The sequence below is a fragment of the Shewanella sp. BJSY2023SW001 genome (assembly GCF_047314685.1).
GTDB classification, from domain to species: domain Bacteria; phylum Pseudomonadota; class Gammaproteobacteria; order Enterobacterales; family Shewanellaceae; genus Shewanella; species Shewanella indica.
Genome location: NZ_JBKORF010000084.1, coordinates 63,807 through 83,176, shown reverse-complemented (window position 1 = coordinate 83,176; position 19,370 = coordinate 63,807). Strand labels below are relative to the sequence as shown.

The 19,370-nt window shown below is 53.3% G+C and carries 16 protein-coding genes; 10 read left to right on the top strand and 6 right to left on the bottom strand.

Going from position 1 to position 19,370, the window contains the following annotated elements; genetic code table 11:
* Positions 1-165: 165 nt before the first annotated feature.
* From ACMHXH_RS20270 to ACMHXH_RS20240, 7 genes are all read left to right on the top strand, one after another.
* Positions 166-1,251: an alpha/beta hydrolase gene (locus tag ACMHXH_RS20270; RefSeq protein ID WP_335912134.1), complete on the top strand. Its 1,086-nt coding sequence runs from the start codon at positions 166-168 to the stop codon at positions 1,249-1,251.
* A gap of 10 nt (positions 1,252-1,261) precedes the next feature.
* Complete coding sequence (locus ACMHXH_RS20265) at positions 1,262-2,653, top strand: SPFH domain-containing protein (protein WP_335912136.1); 1,392 nt, start codon at positions 1,262-1,264, stop codon at positions 2,651-2,653.
* 98 nt (positions 2,654-2,751) lie between these two features.
* The gene (locus ACMHXH_RS20260; RefSeq protein WP_335912137.1) at positions 2,752-3,918 is read left to right on the top strand and encodes a PQQ-dependent sugar dehydrogenase; all 1,167 of its coding nucleotides are present in this window, start codon (positions 2,752-2,754) and stop codon (positions 3,916-3,918) included.
* A 241-nt stretch (positions 3,919-4,159) separates the two neighbouring features.
* Complete coding sequence (purE, locus tag ACMHXH_RS20255; protein WP_025010942.1) at positions 4,160-4,651, top strand: 5-(carboxyamino)imidazole ribonucleotide mutase; 492 nt, start codon at positions 4,160-4,162, stop codon at positions 4,649-4,651.
* Position 4,652: 1 nt separating this feature from the next.
* On the top strand, positions 4,653-5,732 hold the full coding sequence (gene purK / locus ACMHXH_RS20250) for a 5-(carboxyamino)imidazole ribonucleotide synthase (protein ID WP_335912138.1): 1,080 nt from the start codon (positions 4,653-4,655) through the stop codon (positions 5,730-5,732).
* A gap of 68 nt (positions 5,733-5,800) precedes the next feature.
* Positions 5,801-7,021 carry a sensor domain-containing diguanylate cyclase gene (locus ACMHXH_RS20245; protein WP_039033751.1) on the top strand — a complete coding sequence of 407 codons (1,221 nt, stop codon included), beginning with the start codon at positions 5,801-5,803 and terminating at the stop codon, positions 7,019-7,021.
* Between the two features lie 55 nt (positions 7,022-7,076).
* Positions 7,077-9,386, top strand: a complete 2,310-nt coding sequence (locus tag ACMHXH_RS20240; RefSeq protein WP_413738527.1) for a toxin-antitoxin system YwqK family antitoxin — start codon at positions 7,077-7,079, stop codon at positions 9,384-9,386.
* Between the two features lie 249 nt (positions 9,387-9,635).
* On the opposite strand, the gene ACMHXH_RS20235 is transcribed toward ACMHXH_RS20240, so the two are convergent.
* The 3 genes from ACMHXH_RS20235 to ACMHXH_RS20225 form a co-directional block, all read right to left on the bottom strand.
* Positions 9,636-10,052, bottom strand: coding sequence for a YbaY family lipoprotein (locus tag ACMHXH_RS20235; protein ID WP_071476282.1), 417 nt, complete (start codon positions 10,050-10,052; stop codon positions 9,636-9,638).
* An 11-nt stretch (positions 10,053-10,063) separates the two neighbouring features.
* Positions 10,064-10,927, bottom strand: a complete 864-nt coding sequence (gene tesB / locus ACMHXH_RS20230) for an acyl-CoA thioesterase II (RefSeq protein WP_039033748.1) — start codon at positions 10,925-10,927, stop codon at positions 10,064-10,066.
* A gap of 70 nt (positions 10,928-10,997) precedes the next feature.
* On the bottom strand, positions 10,998-11,882 hold the full coding sequence (locus ACMHXH_RS20225; RefSeq protein ID WP_052248016.1) for an SDR family NAD(P)-dependent oxidoreductase: 885 nt from the start codon (positions 11,880-11,882) through the stop codon (positions 10,998-11,000).
* A 233-nt stretch (positions 11,883-12,115) separates the two neighbouring features.
* Between ACMHXH_RS20225 and ACMHXH_RS20220 the strand changes: the two genes are divergently transcribed.
* Entirely contained in the window at positions 12,116-12,991 is an 876-nt protein-coding gene (locus tag ACMHXH_RS20220) for a 1,4-dihydroxy-2-naphthoate polyprenyltransferase (RefSeq protein ID WP_335912139.1), read from the top strand.
* A 110-nt stretch (positions 12,992-13,101) separates the two neighbouring features.
* Here the strand turns inward: ACMHXH_RS20220 and gndA are convergent, their stop codons facing one another.
* The 3 genes from gndA to ACMHXH_RS20205 form a co-directional block, all read right to left on the bottom strand.
* Positions 13,102-14,640 carry an NADP-dependent phosphogluconate dehydrogenase gene (gene gndA / locus ACMHXH_RS20215; RefSeq protein WP_039033746.1) on the bottom strand — a complete coding sequence of 513 codons (1,539 nt, stop codon included), beginning with the start codon at positions 14,638-14,640 and terminating at the stop codon, positions 13,102-13,104.
* Positions 14,641-14,797: 157 nt separating this feature from the next.
* A complete protein-coding gene (gene sugE, locus ACMHXH_RS20210; protein WP_039033745.1) occupies positions 14,798-15,112 on the bottom strand; it encodes a quaternary ammonium compound efflux SMR transporter SugE in 315 nt (104 codons plus the stop codon).
* Positions 15,113-15,403: 291 nt separating this feature from the next.
* Positions 15,404-17,320 carry a propionyl-CoA synthetase gene (locus tag ACMHXH_RS20205; protein WP_335912141.1) on the bottom strand — a complete coding sequence of 639 codons (1,917 nt, stop codon included), beginning with the start codon at positions 17,318-17,320 and terminating at the stop codon, positions 15,404-15,406.
* 391 nt (positions 17,321-17,711) lie between these two features.
* Here ACMHXH_RS20205 and ACMHXH_RS20200 point away from each other — a divergent pair, with 391 nt between their 5' ends.
* Both ACMHXH_RS20200 and ACMHXH_RS20195 read left to right on the top strand, forming a co-directional pair.
* A complete protein-coding gene (locus ACMHXH_RS20200; RefSeq protein WP_025009395.1) occupies positions 17,712-18,119 on the top strand; it encodes a MerR family transcriptional regulator in 408 nt (135 codons plus the stop codon).
* Positions 18,120-18,179: 60 nt separating this feature from the next.
* On the top strand, positions 18,180-19,349 hold the full coding sequence (locus ACMHXH_RS20195) for an isovaleryl-CoA dehydrogenase (RefSeq protein ID WP_025889846.1): 1,170 nt from the start codon (positions 18,180-18,182) through the stop codon (positions 19,347-19,349).
* Positions 19,350-19,370 lie beyond the last annotated feature (21 nt).

The following is a 19,370-nucleotide window of genomic DNA, read 5'->3' as shown; positions in this document are numbered from 1 at the left end:
GTAATAACCATCGCAAACTACTGACACAATTGTAAGAGATTGGCTATCCCCCCCACTTAAGCCAATCTGCTAGTATGCGCGCTGATAAAAAGGGCGTTGATTAAAAAGCACAGGATAAAAAAGGCGCAATATTGATTTGCCGCCGTACATTGCAAAGGACTGGGAATGCAAGCAAAACAAACAAAGCTCTGTAACCTGTTAAAGCTGGTTGCCGGGCTAGGACTATTCAGCCTGAGCCAACTGGCGCAGGCTAATGAGGATAAAACAGAAGCGGAGATCCGCTGGCAAACACTTAGCCCGATAGCCAACCTGTATCTGAGTCAAGCCAACGCGGAAGACTTCATCGCCCAAGGGGATAATGAAAAAAGCCGCTACAACAACTACGCCGGCGCCCTCGCCTATTACCTAATGGCCACAGAACGCGATAGCAGCAATATCTGGGCGCCCTATCAAGCCGCCGCTACTCTGGCAATGCTGGAACTTAAAGACCAGGCAATCGAAATGCTGCAACTGGCCGACAGCCGCGGCCTGTGGCAAAAGATAATGCTTGAGGAAGACGACGAACTTAACGCCATCAGAGACTCGGATGAATACCGCGCCGTGCTGGATAAGGTAAAACGTCGTTATCCTCAGCATGCAAAAGATGCCGGTACAGCTTATATCTACCGCCCTCAGGGGACTGCCCCTGAAGGTGGCTGGCCTGTGCTGGTCTGGTTATCCGGCTATGGCACAGAAGGCAGTGACAGCGCCCATATGGCCGAACTGCTGACAAGTGAACGGGCAATATTTATCGGCATCAACGGCACGGAAAAGCTCAATGAGCACAGCTTCCGCTGGGCCAGAACCGAAACCGAATCCAGTCACCGGGCGGTGCAGCAAGCTTTAGCCCTGGCGGCAAAGAACAGCCCTGTCAACAAGCAGAAAGTGGCGCTGATGGGCTTTTCCCAGGGCGCCCTTCACAGCGCTCACCTTCTGGCCAAACACCCGAATGATTATGTCGGCGCCCTGTTATTGTCTGCAGGCGGCATGCAAACCGAGCTCAAAACTTCGGCGCCCGCCGGTAAGCGACTGGTCATCTCATACGGCGAACAGGAACACAGCAGTAATCTGGCGCTGGATAAACAGTTGGAACAATTTTTTAGCCCGGGTAATCAACTGCAGGTCAAACCGCATCATGGCGGGCATTTCTTTGATGATGCCTGGCAGCAGAAATACCCGGATTATGTCAATTTCGTATTGGAACTCAATTAAGGAAGATTAGATGGAACTGAAAAGTGCCTCAGGTTTTAAATCCTATTTTACCCCCAAGCGCATTCTGATTGGGGTGGGCGTTTTGGCGGCCCTGAGTATTGCCCAAAGCTCAGTATTGATGACAGATGCCGGTTACACCTATGTGCATCAAAACAATGTTACCGGCTCTTTGGATGTGTTCACCGAGCCCGGCATCCACTTTCGCATGCCGTTTCTGTCGAAAATAACCCGCTATGATCAGGTCGTTACCGTCTCCTTTGGCAACAACCAGGGCGAGGTATTCTACCAACGTCTGCCGGCGCTGCAGGTACGTTTTGCCGATACCTACACGGGCCAGGTACCGGCCACTTTCCGCTTTAAGCTGTCTTATGATCCCGAGCAGCTCAAGACCATGCATCGGGAGTTTCGCTCCAACGACAACCTGATTGACACCATGTTGATCAAAAACGCCCGCAACGTCACTGTGATCACCTCAACCCAATATACCGGCGAGGAGTTTTTCCAGGGCGGCCTCAATCAGTTCAAGGCACAACTGTCGGATCAGCTCAGCAACGGTATCTATACCACTGAGCGACGCCAGGTTGAAGTCGAGCAGGTGGATCTGGTGCCGGTGGGCTTCGATCAGGAAGATTCCAACAAGCTGCAAGCCACCAAGCAATTGGTGTGGAAGACAGTGCCTATTACCGACAAGAGCGGTAATCCGGTACGTCAGGATAACCCGCTAAAACACTATGGCATCACGGTCACCCAGGTCACTATCGGCGATCCCAAGCCGGAAGATCAACTGGACAAGCTATTGACCGACAAGAAAAAACTGGTTGCCGAACGGATCCGTACCATTCAAGAGCAGGAAACCTCCAAGGCCCAGGCCAAGACTGAGCAGCTGCGCAAAGAGATCCAGCGTACCCGCGAAGTACAGGATGCCCAGCGTGCCAAGGAGCTGGCGGTTATTGCCCAGCAAAAAGAGGTTGAAGTGGCGCGGCAAATCGCCGAGCGTGAACTGGTGGAAGAACGCAAGAAGAAAGATATCGCTACCCTGAGCAAGGCCAAAGAGCTGGAAATCGCCCAGGCCAACCTGGAGATCCAGAAAGCCAACTCGGCCTCGGCCATGTTTGAGGCCAAGGCGATCCGTGAAAAAGGGATAGCCGAAGCCGACGTACTGGCGGCGAAATACAAGGCATTGGGTGCTCATGAGAAAGTGTATCTGGCCGAGCTGAATCGGGATGTAGCCAACGCCCTGTATCAGAACCTGCCCAACTTCAAGGTGGATATGCCGAAGAACTATATCAACGGCAGTGGCGGCAACGGCATAACCTCCAATCTGGACGTGATCACCGGCTTGTCGGCGTTGGGACTGATGGAAAAAAGCACCACCCTTGGCAGTAAAGCATCCGCCAAATAACAGGCTGGCTAGAAGGTAAATTGAAGGGAGGCTTAGCCTCCCTTTTTATTCGCCTTCATTTCAGGTCATACTGATATGCCCAACCGCAAGGAGGCCTTATGTCTAAGCATTCATCCGTTTCACTGCGCCCGCAGCGCCGCGCTATCTCGCTTGCAGCAGCTCTCTCGACGGCAGCTTTGTTGACAGCTACCGTGAGTGGCTCTGCACTGGCTGAAAATTCAGCGCCATCGGTACTGAAGGATATCCGCCTGCCCCAGGGCTTTAAGATAGAAGTCTATCTGGATAATGTCGCCAATGCCCGCCAGATGGCGCTTGGCAGCCAGGGCACACTCTTTATCGGCAGTCGCGGCGAAGGTAAAGTCTATGCCGCAATAGATACAGATGCCGATGGCCGCCATGACAGGGTTAAAGTGATCGCCTCCGGGCTCAATATGCCTTCCGGGCTGGCTTTTCGGGACCAGACTCTCTATGTAGGCGCCGTGAGCCAAATTCTCGCCTTTGACAATATCGAGCAGCAACTGAGTCAGAGTGCTTCCCCGAGTTATCGAATCTTTTATGATGACTTACCCACAGATAAGCATCACGGCTGGAAATACCTCAAGTTTGCCGCCGACGGTCGCCTGTATATACCCATAGGCGCGCCTTGCAATATCTGTGATGCCGGCAGCGACTACAGCAAAATAATCAGCCTGGATCTCCAAAGCAAACAACCGAGGCTCGAAGCCGCCGGTGTGCGCAACAGTGTCGGTTTCGACTTCGACCCCGTCAGTGGCCAGCTGTGGTTTACCGATAATGGCCGCGACATGATGGGAGACGATATGCCAGCCGATGAGCTCAATCATTTGAGTCAGCGCGGCCAACATTTTGGTTATCCCTACGTTCATCAAGGGGATACCCTGGATCCTGAATTCGGCAAAGGTAAGCAGCTTGCCGATTTCAGCCCACCTGAAGTCAAATTGGGCGCCCATGTAGCGGCGCTGGGGATGACCTTCTATCGCGGCGACAGCTTCCCCAAGGCCTATCACGGCGGCATTTTTATTGCCGAACACGGCTCCTGGAACCGGTCCAGCAAGGTGGGATATCGAGTGCGTTTCGTGCCGATAAAACAGGGCAAGGCCGGTGAACCTCAGGTGTTTGCCGAAGGCTGGCTCAAGGGCGAAACCGTATCCGGACGCCCCGCCGATGTGCTGCAGTTACCGGATGGTTCCTTGCTGATAGCCGATGATGCCCAAGGCCGCCTCTATCGCATCTTTTATTCGGGCTGATTTTTGTCCGAAACACAGTGTTCAAGGGCAGCGCGCGCCGTCCTGTCATGATATTATCTGCAGCCATTATCGCCCGGCCTTGGGAACAACGCCGGGTTAAGGAGGGTGCGAACCACGCCTTGTATCCAGGCCTGTAGACCAACGCAGAGCACTCATGGAACGGGTTTGCACCGTCCGTTACTGTACCCGACCTGGAAACAGGCAAAATATTATAAATAAAATCAGTAGTTAAGGAGTTATCATGCAAGCCCTCGTTGCTGTTGTAATGGGTTCCAAGAGTGATTGGCCCACCATGGAAGCGGCCGCAGAGATCATGGATTCTCTCAAGGTGCCCTACCATGTCGAAGTGGTTTCGGCCCATAGAACCCCAGACAAGTTGATGGAATTTGCCGCATCAGCAGCAGACAAAGGATACAAGGTCATCATAGGCGGTGCCGGCGGCGCCGCTCACCTGCCGGGTATGATAGCTTCCAAGACCCGCTTGCCTGTACTGGGCGTGCCGGTACAAAGCAAGGCTCTCAGCGGCATGGACAGTCTGTTGTCGATAGTGCAGATGCCCAAGGGGATTGCCGTAGGAACGCTGGCCATAGGGACAGCCGGGGCATTCAATGCCGGCCTGCTGGCCTGCCAGATGCTGGCAACTCAGGACTCGCAACTGGCCGAGCGCCTCGAAGCCTTCCGCGAAGCTCAGACCCGCGCGGTACTGGATAATCCGGATCCGAGGGAAGACTGAGATGGCTGACAAGAGAGTTTGGGTACTGGGCGATGGCCAACTGGGTGCCATGTTGCGTCATGCCGGCCAACCGCTGGCGATAGATGTCCGCCCGGTGGATATCATGGCGCCAAGCGATGAAAAGTTGCCGCTGACAGACACAGATATTATTACTGCCGAACGTGAGCAGTGGCCCGAGTCACCCCTGAGCCTGCAATTATCGCAGCACTGTCATTTCATCAATGGTCCGGTATTTGGCCGCCTCGCCGACAGATACACCCAAAAATCCCTGCTGGATCAGCTCAAGGTGGCCACTGCGCCTTGGGAACTGCTGGACGAAAACACCCAAGTTAATGATCTTTATCACAAATATGGTGAAAGAGTTCTACTGAAACGCCGCACCGGCGGCTATGATGGCAAGGGACAACACTGGCTGAAGCAAGTCGAGTCGAGCACTATCCCAGCCGATTGGCGTAATGAGGCGATTGCCGAGCAGGCGATCCCCTTCGATGAAGAAGTGTCTCTGGTTGGGGTTCGCAGCCGCAGCGGCGAGTGCTTCTTTTATCCCTTAACGCTCAATTTGCATCAAGATGGCATTCTGATGGCATCGATAGCCCCCTTGGCCCGGTTGCAACCATTGCAGGCCGAGGCCGAAACTATGCTCAGCAGTATAATGCATGAGCTGGAGTATGTTGGGGTGATGGCGATGGAGTGTTTCCGGGTGGGCGATCACCTGCTGGTCAATGAGCTGGCGCCAAGAGTGCACAACTCAGGGCACTGGACTCAGGCAGGCACCCATATGGATCAGTTCCAGTTGCACCTGCGGGCCCTGTGCGATTTGCCACTGATGACGCCTCAGGTTAACTTCCAATGTGTGATGGTCAACCTGATAGGCATAGATAAGGACGACCGTTGGCTGAGCCTGGCCAATGCCGAGCTATTCTGGTACGACAAAGAGGTGCGCCCCGGCCGCAAGGTAGGCCACCTGAACTTGTCGGTACTGGATAAAAACGCGCTGGCAAACAGCATCAGCCAGCTTAAGCAGTGGATGCCGACTCAGTATCAGGCACCACTCTCATGGATACAGGCAGAGTTTGACTGAAAAACGGGCGGGCAAGGGTTGCCCGCCTTTTACGACTGTTCAAGGCATAACTTTAGGGTTTTCAGGATTTGTTGGATCAGAACGGACTCAAAAAGCAGAAGATAGACACATTGGATCTGCGTTATCATCTGCTGCTTATGTTACTGCCGCTGCTACTGATAGCCTTATTATTTTGGGTCACCAGTCCAGCCGGAGAACTTCCCTGGCTGCAGTGGGTTGGGGTTTCTGTCATCTATTTCATGGCCTATAGTCTGGGCTACTTTGTCCACCAAGGGCGCCTGGGCCGGCTGTGGCGACACCTGGAACAGGTGCTGGGTATCAACGAAGCCACCTTCGAGTTGGTGCATCTTTCCAGCCAATACGAAACCGAACACGCCTTCCTCAATGCCCTACTGGGTAAAGCAGTCGCCATGATAGATGGCGCCGAAATGGGCTCTATCATACTGGTGAAACCCGGCAGTAATAAGCTGCACTTTGAATCGGCTGTTGGGCTGGATATGACCAAATTGCAACGGCTGAATATGACCTTGGAGCAGTCTTTCGCATACAGGTTGACCAATGGCCGCTGCGACCGGGTAGTTGTAGTCAACGATATGCGCAAACTCAACGCCCAGAGTGGTCTGAGTCCTGAAGCTCAAACATTATTGTTAAACGCAGCCGCCCCTCCCATTAGCGCGACGCTTTCAAGCCCACTCCATATAGATGGCAAACTCTATGCCATGCTCAATCTCGACAGTTCATTGGTTGCCAGCTTCAGCAGCTATGACAGGGATCTGGTGGCTATTTTGACCCATGAAGCCGCCAATGCCATCGCCCTGTACCAAAAGTCCCGTCAGATCCACCAATTGGCCAACTTTGACAGCCTGACGGGGCTCGCCAATCGCAAGTATTTTGAAGAGCAAACCCAGAAGTGGCAGCCCAAAAACAACATAGAAAGCATGCTGGTGCTGCTGGATATGGATAACCTGAAAAAAATCAATGATAGTCTGGGTCATGGTGCCGGTGACTTTGCACTCAAACGTTTGGCAACCGAGCTGAAACTCGCTTTTCCGACACCGGCGCTGGTGAGCCGCTTTGGCGGCGATGAGTTTGTGCTGCTCAGCTACGGCAGTGAAACTTGGCTCAGAGAACGCTTACGGCAAGTCGAGACCAAGCTGACCACCGATAAGGTTGCCGTGTATTTCAGCGCTGGCATCGCACCTTTCAATGGCGATGTGGAGCAGAGTCTCAGGTTGGCAGACAACCAGATGTACCAATATAAAAAAGCCCGCAAGAGTGAGCTCAAATAAGTAAAGAACCGGATCCCAATGACGGGGTTACAGAAGTCGGTAACAAGGAGAAGCTATGCATAAACATCTCACCATCATGACAATGTTGGTCGTGAGCACATCGACTTTGCTGCAACAGGCACAAGCGGCACAAAACCTCTCTTCCTTAATGGTGGAAGTCCGGCAGCAGGATGGTATCCCTCATTATTACAATCTGGCCAGTGGCATGCCCCTCAATGGTGAGATCTCCATCATTCGCGATAACCAAGGTTATACCCAAGCGACTTTCTCTCAAGGATTGCCCAATGGCCGCTGGCAGGTATTTCACCCCAACAATGCCAAATTGATTGAGGGCCAGTATTTCCAGGGTTATCAGAATGGCAGCTGGCGCATGTATGACCTCAGCGGCCAGATGACCGAATTACAGGTGTTCAACAAGGGCGTACCCGAAGGGGAATGGCAAACCTTTGACAGCAATGGCCGCCTCAATGAAAGCGTATTCTACCGCAGCGGCAATAAAGAGCTGGTCAAGCGCTTCTACGCCAGCGGTAAACTCAAGGCCAGTGAAACCTATACCGATAACCTGCGCCATGGCCAGTGGCAGAGCTTCTATGAAAACGGCACCCTGGCCCAAAGTCAGCAATATGCCAACAACCAACTCTTTGGCGAGTATCTGGAACAAAACGCCCAGGGGGTAATCAAGGTCAAGGGCCAATTCGATGCCAATGGCCAACGTCAGGGCGTCTGGCAGAGCTTTTTTGATGATGGCAGCAAAGAGAGCGAAACCCGTTTCAGCGCCGGAGAACGGGACGGCGAAAGCCTGAAATATCACCCCGGCGGTGAACTGGCAATCAAATGTGCTTACCGCGCAGATAAACGCCAGGGCCAATGCCAAACCTTCGACAATAAAGGCGTGCTGCTGGGCAATGAACACTTCAGTGACGGCGAAAAAGATGGCCCTCAGGAGTACTTCAACAGTGAAGGCAAACGGGTCATAGAGCAGCACTACAAAAGCGGCCAGCAAACCGGCGTACAGAAGCGCTTTCATCCCAATGGCCAGCTGGCCGAGCTGGAAACCTTCCACGACAGCCAATTGAGCGACAACGGTCAATATCCCCGCCATGGCAAGTATGAACGTTTCGATATCGACGGCAAGCCCCTGGAAAAGTCCCGGTTTGCCATGGGCCTGCTGGATGGCTTATATCAGCGTTTCAGCGCCGGCGTTTTGCAAGAGTCCAGCCAATGGCAACAGGGAAAACGTCACGGCGACTTTATCCGTTACTTCCCGAACGGGGAAAAACGCAGCCTGGTGCAATATCTGCATGATAAGCAAACCGGAAAGTCCATCCGCTACTTTGAAGATGGCACAGTGCAAGAACAGGGCGAAGTCATAGACGGTAAATGGGTCGGCAAGTATGAGAGCTTCTACAACAATGGCAAGCCCAGGGAGTTAGCCCACTATGCCAAACACAAGGCCGCCAAGGATTATCGTTATCCGCTTGATGGCGCCTTCAAGCGCTGGTACGCCAACGGCGATCCCAATGAGGAAGGCGCATATCTCAACGGCGACAAGGACGGGCTCTGGATTCAGTATCGCGAAGGGGCCAAGAGCCGGGAGCAGACCTTTGTCAAAGGCAAACTCAATGGCCAATATGCCGAGTATTATCATGGCCGCCGCCGGGTTACGGGGGAGTACCTGGACAATAAGAAGACAGGTAGCTGGATAGACTACCGCTACGAAGAGGACGATCCCACCTTCGGCACCATCCCCGAGGGCAATGTCAGGATCAAGAGCCAGTGGCAGCTCGGCAAGTTGCATGGCGCACGCGAGCATTACAGCTTCAAGGGCATCCTTTATCGCAAGGAAACCTATGCCAATGGCGACAAGAGCGGCAACTACAGCGAGTACTATGTCAACAATGAGCAGCAGAAACTGGCCGGCGAGTTGTTAAAAGGAGCCAAAAGCGGCCAGTGGCAAAGCTGGTTTGAAGATGGCGTGCTCGCCGCCAGTCATGAATTCAAGGACGATGTACTGCACGGCAAGTCAGAGCAGTACTACAGCAACGGTCAGTTAAAGCAGCAAGCCAACTACTGGCAGGGAAAGCTCGATGGCAAACTGAGCCAGTACTTCCAAAATGGCAAACCACAGAGCCATGAACAGTGGCTCAAGGGCCAGAAAGAGGGTGAAGCCAGTTACTTCCACAACAACGGCAAGCTGGCCGAGAAAGGCACCTTCCTCAGGGATAGAAAAGAGGGGCTGTGGCAGACCTTCTGGACCAATGGCGAAAAACGTACCGAAGGCAGCTATATCAGCAATCGTGAATCCGGCGACTGGAACTTCTACGATCAGTTCGGCAAGCTGATAAAGACTGAACACCATGGTTAATCTCCCCCCGGTTTCGCGACTAGAGTTGGGGATTGTGAATTTTGGCAGCATCTATTGGCGAGAAAATGGGTTCAATAGACAAGTCGCCAAGGCTAGAGTCGTAAGCCAGCCTGATAGCAGCGGCTAATATCAGGTTACCGAAATAAACAGCCCCTTCCCCAGCCGGCCTCATCCGTAACCATAAAAATGCCGCTTACAAAAGTAAACGGCATCACGCGACAGAGGGATCCTAGCGCCAATATCAAATAATCAAGGTTGTTGTTCCAACTGAGGTATTGGCACCGCCTTCATCAACACTTCGGTGGTGAACTTGTCATTGTTGATCACCGGATATCTGTCATAAGTTTGGAAAATCACCCTTCCCTGATACTGGATCATGGCGACCACACCATAGTTGACATCGGACTCAAGGGTTTCAGTCGGTAAAATAAACTTGAACGGCACCGGCGCCCTGGCGATATCAAAGCTCTTTTGTGCCACGATTACCCCGGGGGTGTCCAAATCTATGATGGCAATGGTGATACTGGAACCTTGAGGCAAGGCCACTCTTTCCAAGTAACCAGCGGCCCCGTTGACGATAACAGGAGCTTTGGGGTCAACAGTGACACAGCCGCCTAGAAACACTATCCCAGCAGCAATTACCAGTCCTTTCACATACTTAATCATCTTGCTTTCCCTTATTTGGCGGTCATTCTCATCAAGCCTTCCTGAGTGGCAGAAGCCACCAGCTCGCCCTGTTGATTAAAGAATTGCCCTCGCACATATCCCCGACCGCCACTGGCATTGGGACTCTCTATGGCATAAAGCAGCCATTCCCCCATATTGACAGGTCGGTGGAACCAGAGTGAGTGATCTATAGTGGCCATCCGCATCCCCGGGGTCAAAAATGACACCCCATGAGGCTGAGCCGCTGTCACCAAAAAGTTGAAATCCGAAGCGTATGCCAATAGGTAGTCGTGCATTTCATGTTCGGGCGGCAAGGCACCATTTGCCCGCATCCATACATGTCGTACGGGCTCAGTGGCCGCCGGAGCTACAGGGTTAAGCGGATTGACCAGGCGCATTTCAATGGGGGCATCGGCCATAAACTTTTCCAGCATTCTGGAGGGCACCTTATCCCTCATGGTCATTGCCAACTCCTGCTGATTGAGTATCCCTTCTGGGCCGGGAACCTCTGGCATTTCTGCCTGATGGCTGAAGCCAACTTCCGGCTCCTGGAAGGAGCAAGTCATGTAGAAAATCGGCCGCCCTTTCTGAATCGCCTTCACCTGACGGGCGCTGAAACTGCCACCGTCACGCATATTTTCAACTTCGTAGACTATCGGCAGCTTTTCATCGCCTGCACGTAAAAAATAGGAATGCAGTGAGTGCACCTGGCGCTCTTGCGGCACAGTACGACGGGCGGCACTGAGGGCCTGACCCATGACCTGACCACCAAACACATGACCAAAACCCAGATCCTGACTCTGGCCCCGATAAAGTCCGATTTCTATCTGTTCAAGCGCGAGCAGTGACAAGAGATCATCTAAAACCTGGCTCATAAAACTCTACTAACTGGCTGACATATACCGCAAAGATTAACCCAGAACCGCCCTTCGTGACCAGATGACTTTACTCTATCTCTATATCATGCTCAGCGGCGGCTTGTCTGGCCCAGTTAACAATTTGCGCCTCACCGCTGTCGCTGAAACCCAGCGGTGTGGCCACACTCAACTCTGGCCAGGCTCTGGCCAAAAGCTCAGGAGTACAAGCATCGGCATTAAAGTAACCCGGCTCTGTCTGCGCTATTCTCACCCGGCTGATACTGCCTGCTGCAGCCAACAAATGTTGCCCATTGGGCGCCTGCTCACTGAGCAGAAACAACCCGGCTGCCAATGGTGCGCTCAAACCAAATAAAGGTTGTACCGGCAGTGCCAGATGTTGCTCCGTCATAGGGGTGGTAGCCAAAGGATAGAGACTGTTGACACGGATGTTATGATTGCCGCCTTCACGACTGAGACTATTGGTTAATCCAAACAAAGCCATCTTGGCGCTAGCCCAGGCACTTTCAAAAAGATCTCCAAACAGTCCACTAACACCCCCCAACAAAAGGATCCGGCCATACTCCTGGGCCTTCATTCGCGACCAGAGGCCGTGACAGAGAAAGAAGCTGCCATCTAGATCCACCTGCAACTGCCGTCGCCACTGCTGTGGTGTCAGTTTTTCAAATGAGCAAGGGGTATGGATCCCGGCACAGGCCACCAACAACTCTATGGTGCCAAAGTGGTCACAAGCTTCCTGCAGCACCAAAGCAACATCTTGCTCATTGGCAACATCACAGTGCCAGGCTTTGGCATCGGCCCCCAAAGCAGAAATCGCATTCAAGGTATCTTTACAGCTGTCTATGTCCAGCAGTGCCAGACTGGCGCCACGCTGAGCCAAACCTATGGCAAAGGCGCGCCCCAACCCCGAGGCGGCACCGCTGACAAGGGCTGTCCTGCCCCCAAACCCCATCATATTAACCTCTGCTTTAGTAATAAGCTCATGAAATACCGGGTATTCTTTAACAATAAGAACACATAATCCCCTAAGGTTATTTGATTATGGCTGCATTTTTTTAATCCGCACGGGTACAAATGTGCGCTGACTCAAACTCTGTTAAATGCATTTATCCGATTGTGCTAACTTTCAAGTGGAAAATTGGTATCCTTAGCATGTTTTCCCATCTTTAACTCTGAAGAATTAACAAGATGAATCCCTGGATTTTAGCCTCACGGCCGCGCACCTTGCCTGCGGCAATAGGACCCTTGCTGATAGGCAACATTCTGGCTCTGCAACTGGAGAGTTTTAGTTGGACCATTGCAGTGGCATCTATGGTCTGTGCCCTGTTACTGCAGATTGCCGTTAACCTGGCCAACGACTACTTTGATTTCAAAAATGGTATAGATACCGAAGAACGACTTGGGCCGATAAGGGTCACCCAGAGCGGCTTACTCGACCCGCTGAAAGTGCGTAATGCAATGATTTTTTGCCTATTGCTGGCATTGGCGGTGGGGTCTTTCCTCATCTGGCACGGTGGCTGGCCGATTGCCATCCTGGCGGCGGCTTCCATTTTGGGCGCCCTGGGTTACAGCGGCGGCCCATACCCGCTGGCCTCACACGGCCTGGGTGAAGTGGCGGCCTTTATCTTCTTTGGCTTGGTAGCCGTTGTCGGCAGTTACTATCTGCAGGCCGGTGATACCAGCACTGCAGCCTGGATTTTGGGTAGCGCCGTGGGCCTGCTCAATGCCGCCATCTGCCTAGTTAACAACACCCGCGATATCTATACTGACGAAAAAGCCGGCAAGCGCACTTTGGCGGTACGTATAGGTGAAGCCCAATCCAAGGTGCTGTACCAGGCGTTGGTATACTTACCCTTCGGCCTGATTATCGCTGGTTTCCTATTGGGCTTGCTACCTGGGCTACCTGTGCTGCTGACAGGCCTCGCGCTGCTGATGGCCCGCAAGCTGTCCAGTGATTTTATCCAGGAGTCAGGCGCAGCATTAAACCCTTTACTGGGGCGCACCGCCAAACTGACTATGATATTCAGCGTCCTGTTCAGCTTAGGCTTGGTGTTTACCCTTTAGCACTGGGATAGCTATAAACAAAGGGATAGAAATAGCAAAGGCTTCCACTGCCAAGCAGTTGGAAGCCTTTTTGTTGGCCGGTGATAGTATTCTGCCCGACCCGGTTTCCCTCAATCCAGCTTAATCAGCGGCCGCTTGGGGTCACTCCAATCCAGGTGATAACGCTCGTTGGCAGCTTGATCTATGCGCTCAAAACTATGTGCTCCGAAAAAGTCCCGTTGCCCCTGTAACAGGTTGGCCGGCAAGGTCTCAGTGCGATAACTGTCGTAGTAGGAAAGCGCCGATGAGATGCAGGGCACAGGCACACCCGCAAGTACCGCCTTGGCAACTGTTTGCCGCCATGCCTGCTGGTGCGTAGAAAGCGTTGAAGCAAAGCCATCGGCCAACAGCAAATTGGCCAATTCCGGCTCCTTGTCGTAGGCTGCGGCTATGGATTGCAGGAATCTGGCGCGAATAATACAGCCGGCGCGCCAGATCCTGGCAATGGCGGCAAAATCCAGCTGCCATCCCTGCTCCTGAGCCTGCATCGCCATCAACTGGAACCCTTGGGCATAACAGCTCACCTTGGCGCAATAGAGTGCACTCTCCAAGCCATCAATAAAACTTTGTTGCTCGTCCGGGGCCGCCGATTGAGTGTCTCGCGCTTCGGGACCGGCCAGCTTGGTAGCCAAACTCTGGCGCAGAACTTTTTGAGTACTGATGGCGCGGGCATAAACCGCTTCGGCGATAGTGGGCGCCGGGCAACCTATCTGCAAGCTGCTAACTGCCGTCCACAGGCCTGTGCCCTTCTGCCCTGCCTTATCTAGGATCATCTCAACCAGAGGCTTACCGCTCAATGGGTCCTGTTGCCGCAAGACCTCGGCGCTGATTTCCATCAGATAACTGGAAAGCACACCTTTATTCCAGCGCTCGAATACCTCGGCAATGGCGTAGGCATCAAGACCCAGCACTTGGCTTAGCAGATGATAAGCCTCGCAAATCAACTGCATATCGGCATATTCAATACCGTTGTGCACCATCTTCACATAGTGACCGCTACCGGCCGGGCCTATGTAAGCCGTGCAGGGCTCCCCTTGGGTAACCGGGTTGCCGGGCTCGAATCGCTCCAACGGTAATCCGGTGTCACCATCCACCTTGGCAGCTATCGCCCGCCAAATAGGAGCAACCCGCCCCCAGGCCTTGATATCACCGCTGGGCATCAGCGAGGGCCCGAATCTGGCCCCCACCTCACCGCCGGATACGGCGGAGCTGAAGAAGATAAACTGATCGCGATAGCGCAGCTCCCGCGCTATGGTGTCTGTCCACAGGCTATTGCCCGTATCTATGACTATATCCTCGCGCTCAATTCCGGCATCGAGCAGGGATTGGCATACGGCATCGACTGCCGCACCGGCCGGAATGGACAGCAGCAGAATGCGTGGCGTTGCTAAATTTCCCATCAAATCAGTAAGATTATTACAGCCAAACAGCAATTGTTCCCTCTCGGTCACTTCCATCTTGGCCTGGTTTTCGGCAGCAATCACTTTACGGCTGTCCAGATCGAACGCCGCGACCCGATAGCCGTTATCTATGATATTGAGAGCGAGATTCTTGCCCATCACACCCAGGCCTATGACCCCGATGTCAGAAAGATGCTTGTGGGTTTGCATTGTTATTAATTCCACGGGTAGCAGAGGAGCCGGTCGTTTTGTGAGCCAACAACCGGCCTTGAGTGGATTAATTATACTGATTAACGAAAGTTAATTACCAGCCGCCCTTGACGATAACCTTGTTTGAAAAACACGATTAACAGACAAACATCCGGGTTCAATTAGCCAGTTTCAGTCCCAAAACACCAATAAAAATCAACAGCAAACTGCCGATTTTCATCAGACTGGCACTCTCGCCGAATAGCCAGATCCCCACCAATGCCGTGCCCATAGCGCCAATGCCTACCCAAACACCGTAAGCCGTGCCTATAGGCAATGACTTGGTCGCCAGCCCAAGCAAACCGACACTGATAGCCATAGCGCCCAAGGTCAACAGACTCGGAATTAACTTGGTAAAACCCTGGGTATATTTAAGGCCTATGGCCCAACCTATTTCAAACAAACCTGCGAGGATTAAGAGTAACCAGTTCATGAACCCGTCCCTTTTTAAGAGGGGTCGTCCCCGATAGTGGAAAAGGCGCTTACAGGGTCGTCCCTGCGGCCAGAGTGATAAGGCTACATAGTGAGCTTAAGTTGCAAGCCTGAATGTAAAACTTGGATGCGACTACTTTGTATGTAACTACTTGTTGTTGCCCCGAACGGAGCAGCGGCATCTTAGCAAAGGCCGACTAAAAGGGCAAAGTGTAAGAGGCGCGCCTTTGCAACATGAAAAACAGTTAAAAAAACGCCTGCCGACGGCAGGCGCAAAAGGAGAAAGTCAGCCTCAGGCGTGCTCTTTCACCAGAGAATCGGCATAGCCCATACGGGTCAGTGCGGTGCGCACCAGATCCAGAGTAGCGGGATCTTCTATGGTCGCCGGCGCCTTGAACTCCTGATTGTCGGCAATTTTACGCATGGTGCCGCGCAGTATCTTGCCGGAGCGGGTCTTGGGCAACTTGGGTACAGCGCTCACCAAACGGAACGCCGCCACCGGGCCTATTTCCTGGCGCACCAGGGCCACCAGCTCCTTGTGTAGCTGTTCTTCGCTCAGGGTATTGCCCATCTTGAGCACCACCAACCCCAGCGGCACCTGGCCCTTTAGCTTATCTTCCACACCGATAACCGCCGCTTCAGCCACCGCCGGGTGCTGACAAAGCACCTCTTCAAAGCGCCCGGTCGATAATCTATGACCGGCCACATTAATAATGTCATCGATGCGACTCATGATGTAGAGATAGCCCTCTTCATCCATATAGCCGGCATCTCCGGTGAGATAATAGCCGGGATACATGGCCAGATAGCTGTCATGGTAGCGCTTATCATTTTGCCACAGCGTAGTCAGGGTTCCAGGCGGCAGAGGCAGTTTGATAACCACATTGCCCGACTGCCCGGGAGCCACCTGCTCCCCCATTTCGTCCAGTACTTCCACCTGATAACCGGGCACGGCTCTTGCCGGTGACCCGGCTTTGACCTGAATAGGGGCAACCCCCATCAAGTTGGCAGCAATGGCCCATCCGGTTTCGGTTTGCCACCAGTGATCTATTACTGGCTTGGCCAGCTTCTCAGCCGCCCACTTCAGGGTATCCGGGTCACAACGCTCGCCGGCCAGAAACACGTTTTTCAGGCAAGAGAGGTCACTTTGAGCCACATAGCTTGCCTCCGGGTCCTCACGTTTGATAGCGCGAATCGCAGTCGGTGCGGTAAAGAAACTCTTGACCTTGTACTTGGCTATGGTGCGCCAAAAAGTACCGGGATCCGGGGTGCCCACAGGTTTGCCTTCAAACAGCAAGGTGGTGGCACCCACCAGCAGCGGTGCATAGACAATATAGGAGTGACCCACTACCCAACCCACATCCGAGGCTGCCCAGAAGACATCTCCTGGTTCTATGTCATAGATGGCCTTCATCGACCAGGCCAGCGCTACCGCATGACCACCATTATCACGCACAACCCCCTTTGGCTGCCCTGTGGTGCCTGAGGTGTAGAGAATGTACAAGGGATGAGTGGCTTCGACCGCCACACAATCGGCAGGAGTCGCCTGACAGATAGCACTCTGCCAGTCATGATCCCGCCCTGGCTGCAACTCGGCCTGATACTGACTGCGACCGAGAATAAGGCAGTTTTCCACCTTGTGCTCGGACAGTTCCAGCGCCTTGTCCAGCAGGGGCTTATAAGGCACAACACCTGAAGGTTCTATGCCGCAAGAGGCAGACAATACCAATCTGGGTTTGGCATCGTTGATCCGGGTTGCCAGTTCATTGGCGGCAAAGCCGCCGAACACCACTGAATGTATGGCGCCTATGCGGGCACAGGCCAGCATGGCAAACACGGTTTCCGGCACCATGGGCATATAGATAACGACTCTGTCGCCCTTATTGATGCCGACAGATTGCATCCAGCCCGCCAGGCGACTCACCTGCTGCTGTAATTCGTTATAGCTGATGCCGTACTCGGTATCGGTTACCGGACTGACATATTGAATGGCGGTCTGTTCGCCGCGCCCGGCGGCCACATGTCTATCCACCGCGTTGTAGCAGGTGTTGAGCATGCCACCGCGAAACCAGTGGTAAAATGGCGCCTCACTCTCATCCAGCACCTGCTCCCAGGACTGTTGCCAATCAATGGCGCGGGCATACTCACCCCAAAACTGTGTCTTGTCCTCGAGTGACGCCTTATGCATGGCTAAACCCGGATCTATCATTATCTTTCCTCCCAAAGGACGCCGTTCTGCGACGGCACTGCGTTCCCTTCCTTCCTGTGACAATTAAAGTCCTTTTTGGTCAAGTCCCCAATTAGACGTTAGCCTAAAACCCTGTTCGAACTGCACCTTTTGGCTTCCGAGTATTTTGCTGTCCATCCGAAGCGGACATCAAAACGATTGGAATGCAAACATGCATAGTGAAGGATGCCATGTACCGTTACCCAGATTGGAAGACAAATAAACAGGTTACTGAAGCAAGTGTTTCAATACGGGCAAAGGCCGATGGCAGCGGCGGTGGACACCAAGCTGCTCGCAAAATGCCACAACAAACTTTACCTTTACGTAAACTTCATATATCTTGCCAAACAGGTTCAATTTTATGGTGTTATCGATGAGCGCAAACCACAATCCACAAACCACTTACTCCATCAGTGATCTGTCAAAGGAATTTGATATCACCACCCGTAGCATCCGCTTCTATGAAGATCAGGGGCTGCTCAAACCCAGGCGTCGTGGCCAGACCCGTATCTACAGTCTCAAGGACAGAGTCAGACTGAAACTTATTCTGCGCGGCAAGCGTCTGGGCTTTTCCCTGGCGGAAACCCGCCGACTGTTTGAACTCTACGATGCCGACAAGAGCAGCCATGCACAGCTCAATACCATGTTGGCCCTGATTGAGGAAAAAAAGACCTCACTGCAACAGCAGATGGACGATATCAAGGTGGTGTTGATGGAACTCAATTCTGCCGAACTTCAGTGCCGTCAGGCGCTGGATGACATGGAGCAGGAAAAAGCCTGAGCCATTGACCAAACACCATAATAATAAAATAAAAATATTAACTTACAGGACATCAAGCCAATGAACTCTCTCTACTCAAGCCTCAACTTTGGACTCGGTGAAGAAATCGATATGCTGCGGGATGCAGTCAACGGTTTCGCCGCCAATGAAATCGCCCCCATTGCCGCCAAGGTGGATCAGGACAACGCCTTCCCCAACGAGCTTTGGCCTCAGTTCGGCGACATGGGGCTGCTTGGGATCACAGTCCCCGAAGAGTTCGGCGGTGCCAACATGGGTTATCTGGCGCACGTCGTCGCCATGGAAGAGATCTCCCGCGCGTCGGCGTCCATAGGTTTGTCCTACGGCGCCCACTCCAACCTGTGCGTCAACCAGATAAACCGCAACGGCAATCAGGCCCAGAAAGAAAAATATCTGCCCAAGCTGGTCAGCGGCGAACATATAGGCGCACTGGCGATGAGTGAACCCAACGCAGGTTCGGACGTGGTTTCCATGAAGCTGCATGCCCGCAAGGAAGGCGACCGTTACATTCTCAACGGCAACAAGATGTGGATCACCAATGGCCCGGATGCCCACACCTATGTGATTTATGCCAAAACCGACTTGGACAAGGGCCCGCACGGGATCACTGCCTTTATCGTCGAGCGCGGCTTCAAAGGCTTCTCCCAGGCACAGAAGCTCGACAAGCTGGGAATGCGCGGCTCCAACACCTGTGAACTGGTATTCGAAGACTGCGAAGTCCCGGAAGAGAATATTCTCGGCGGCCTCAACCAGGGTGTGAAGGTACTGATGAGCGGCCTCGACTACGAGCGGGTGGTGCTCAGCGGCGGCCCTCTTGGGATAATGACCGCCTGCATGGACATAGTGATGCCCTATATGCACGAGCGGGTGCAGTTCGGCAAATCCATCGGCGAATTCCAACTGGTGCAGGGCAAACTGGCCGACATGTACACAGGCATGAATGCCGCCAAGTCCTATATCTATAACGTCGCCAAGTCCTGCGATCGCGGCGAAACCACACGTAAAGATGCCGCCGGAGCCATTCTCTACAGCGCCGAGCTCGCCACCAAGATGGCACTGGACGCCATTCAGCTGCTGGGCGGCAACGGCTATATCAATGAATACGCTACAGGTCGCCTACTACGCGATGCCAAGCTCTATGAAATCGGCGCCGGTACTTCGGAAATCCGCCGCATGCTCATCGGCCGAGAGCTGTTCAACGAAACCAAGTAATGGCGAATGCCGGGGCCGTTC

Bases quoted from the DNA above. Each gene is read 5' to 3' on its own strand.
- ACMHXH_RS20220 (WP_335912139.1), top strand. From the start codon at position 12,116: ATGAATCCCTGGATTTTAGCCTCACGGCCGCGCACCTTGCCTGCGGCA.
- ACMHXH_RS20240 (WP_413738527.1), top strand. From the start codon at position 7,077: ATGCATAAACATCTCACCATCATGACAATGTTGGTCGTGAGCACATCG.
- ACMHXH_RS20265 (WP_335912136.1), top strand. From the start codon at position 1,262: ATGGAACTGAAAAGTGCCTCAGGTTTTAAATCCTATTTTACCCCCAAG.
- ACMHXH_RS20235 (WP_071476282.1), bottom strand. From the start codon at position 10,052: ATGATTAAGTATGTGAAAGGACTGGTAATTGCTGCTGGGATAGTGTTT.
- tesB (WP_039033748.1), bottom strand. From the start codon at position 10,927: ATGAGCCAGGTTTTAGATGATCTCTTGTCACTGCTCGCGCTTGAACAG.
- ACMHXH_RS20195 (WP_025889846.1), top strand. From the start codon at position 18,180: ATGAACTCTCTCTACTCAAGCCTCAACTTTGGACTCGGTGAAGAAATC.
- gndA (WP_039033746.1), bottom strand. From the start codon at position 14,640: ATGCAAACCCACAAGCATCTTTCTGACATCGGGGTCATAGGCCTGGGT.
- ACMHXH_RS20200 (WP_025009395.1), top strand. From the start codon at position 17,712: ATGAGCGCAAACCACAATCCACAAACCACTTACTCCATCAGTGATCTG.
- purK (WP_335912138.1), top strand. From the start codon at position 4,653: ATGGCTGACAAGAGAGTTTGGGTACTGGGCGATGGCCAACTGGGTGCC.
- purE (WP_025010942.1), top strand. From the start codon at position 4,160: ATGCAAGCCCTCGTTGCTGTTGTAATGGGTTCCAAGAGTGATTGGCCC.
- sugE (WP_039033745.1), bottom strand. From the start codon at position 15,112: ATGAACTGGTTACTCTTAATCCTCGCAGGTTTGTTTGAAATAGGTTGG.
- ACMHXH_RS20225 (WP_052248016.1), bottom strand. From the start codon at position 11,882: ATGATGGGGTTTGGGGGCAGGACAGCCCTTGTCAGCGGTGCCGCCTCG.
- ACMHXH_RS20270 (WP_335912134.1), top strand. From the start codon at position 166: ATGCAAGCAAAACAAACAAAGCTCTGTAACCTGTTAAAGCTGGTTGCC.
- ACMHXH_RS20260 (WP_335912137.1), top strand. From the start codon at position 2,752: ATGTCTAAGCATTCATCCGTTTCACTGCGCCCGCAGCGCCGCGCTATC.
- ACMHXH_RS20205 (WP_335912141.1), bottom strand. From the start codon at position 17,320: ATGATAGATCCGGGTTTAGCCATGCATAAGGCGTCACTCGAGGACAAG.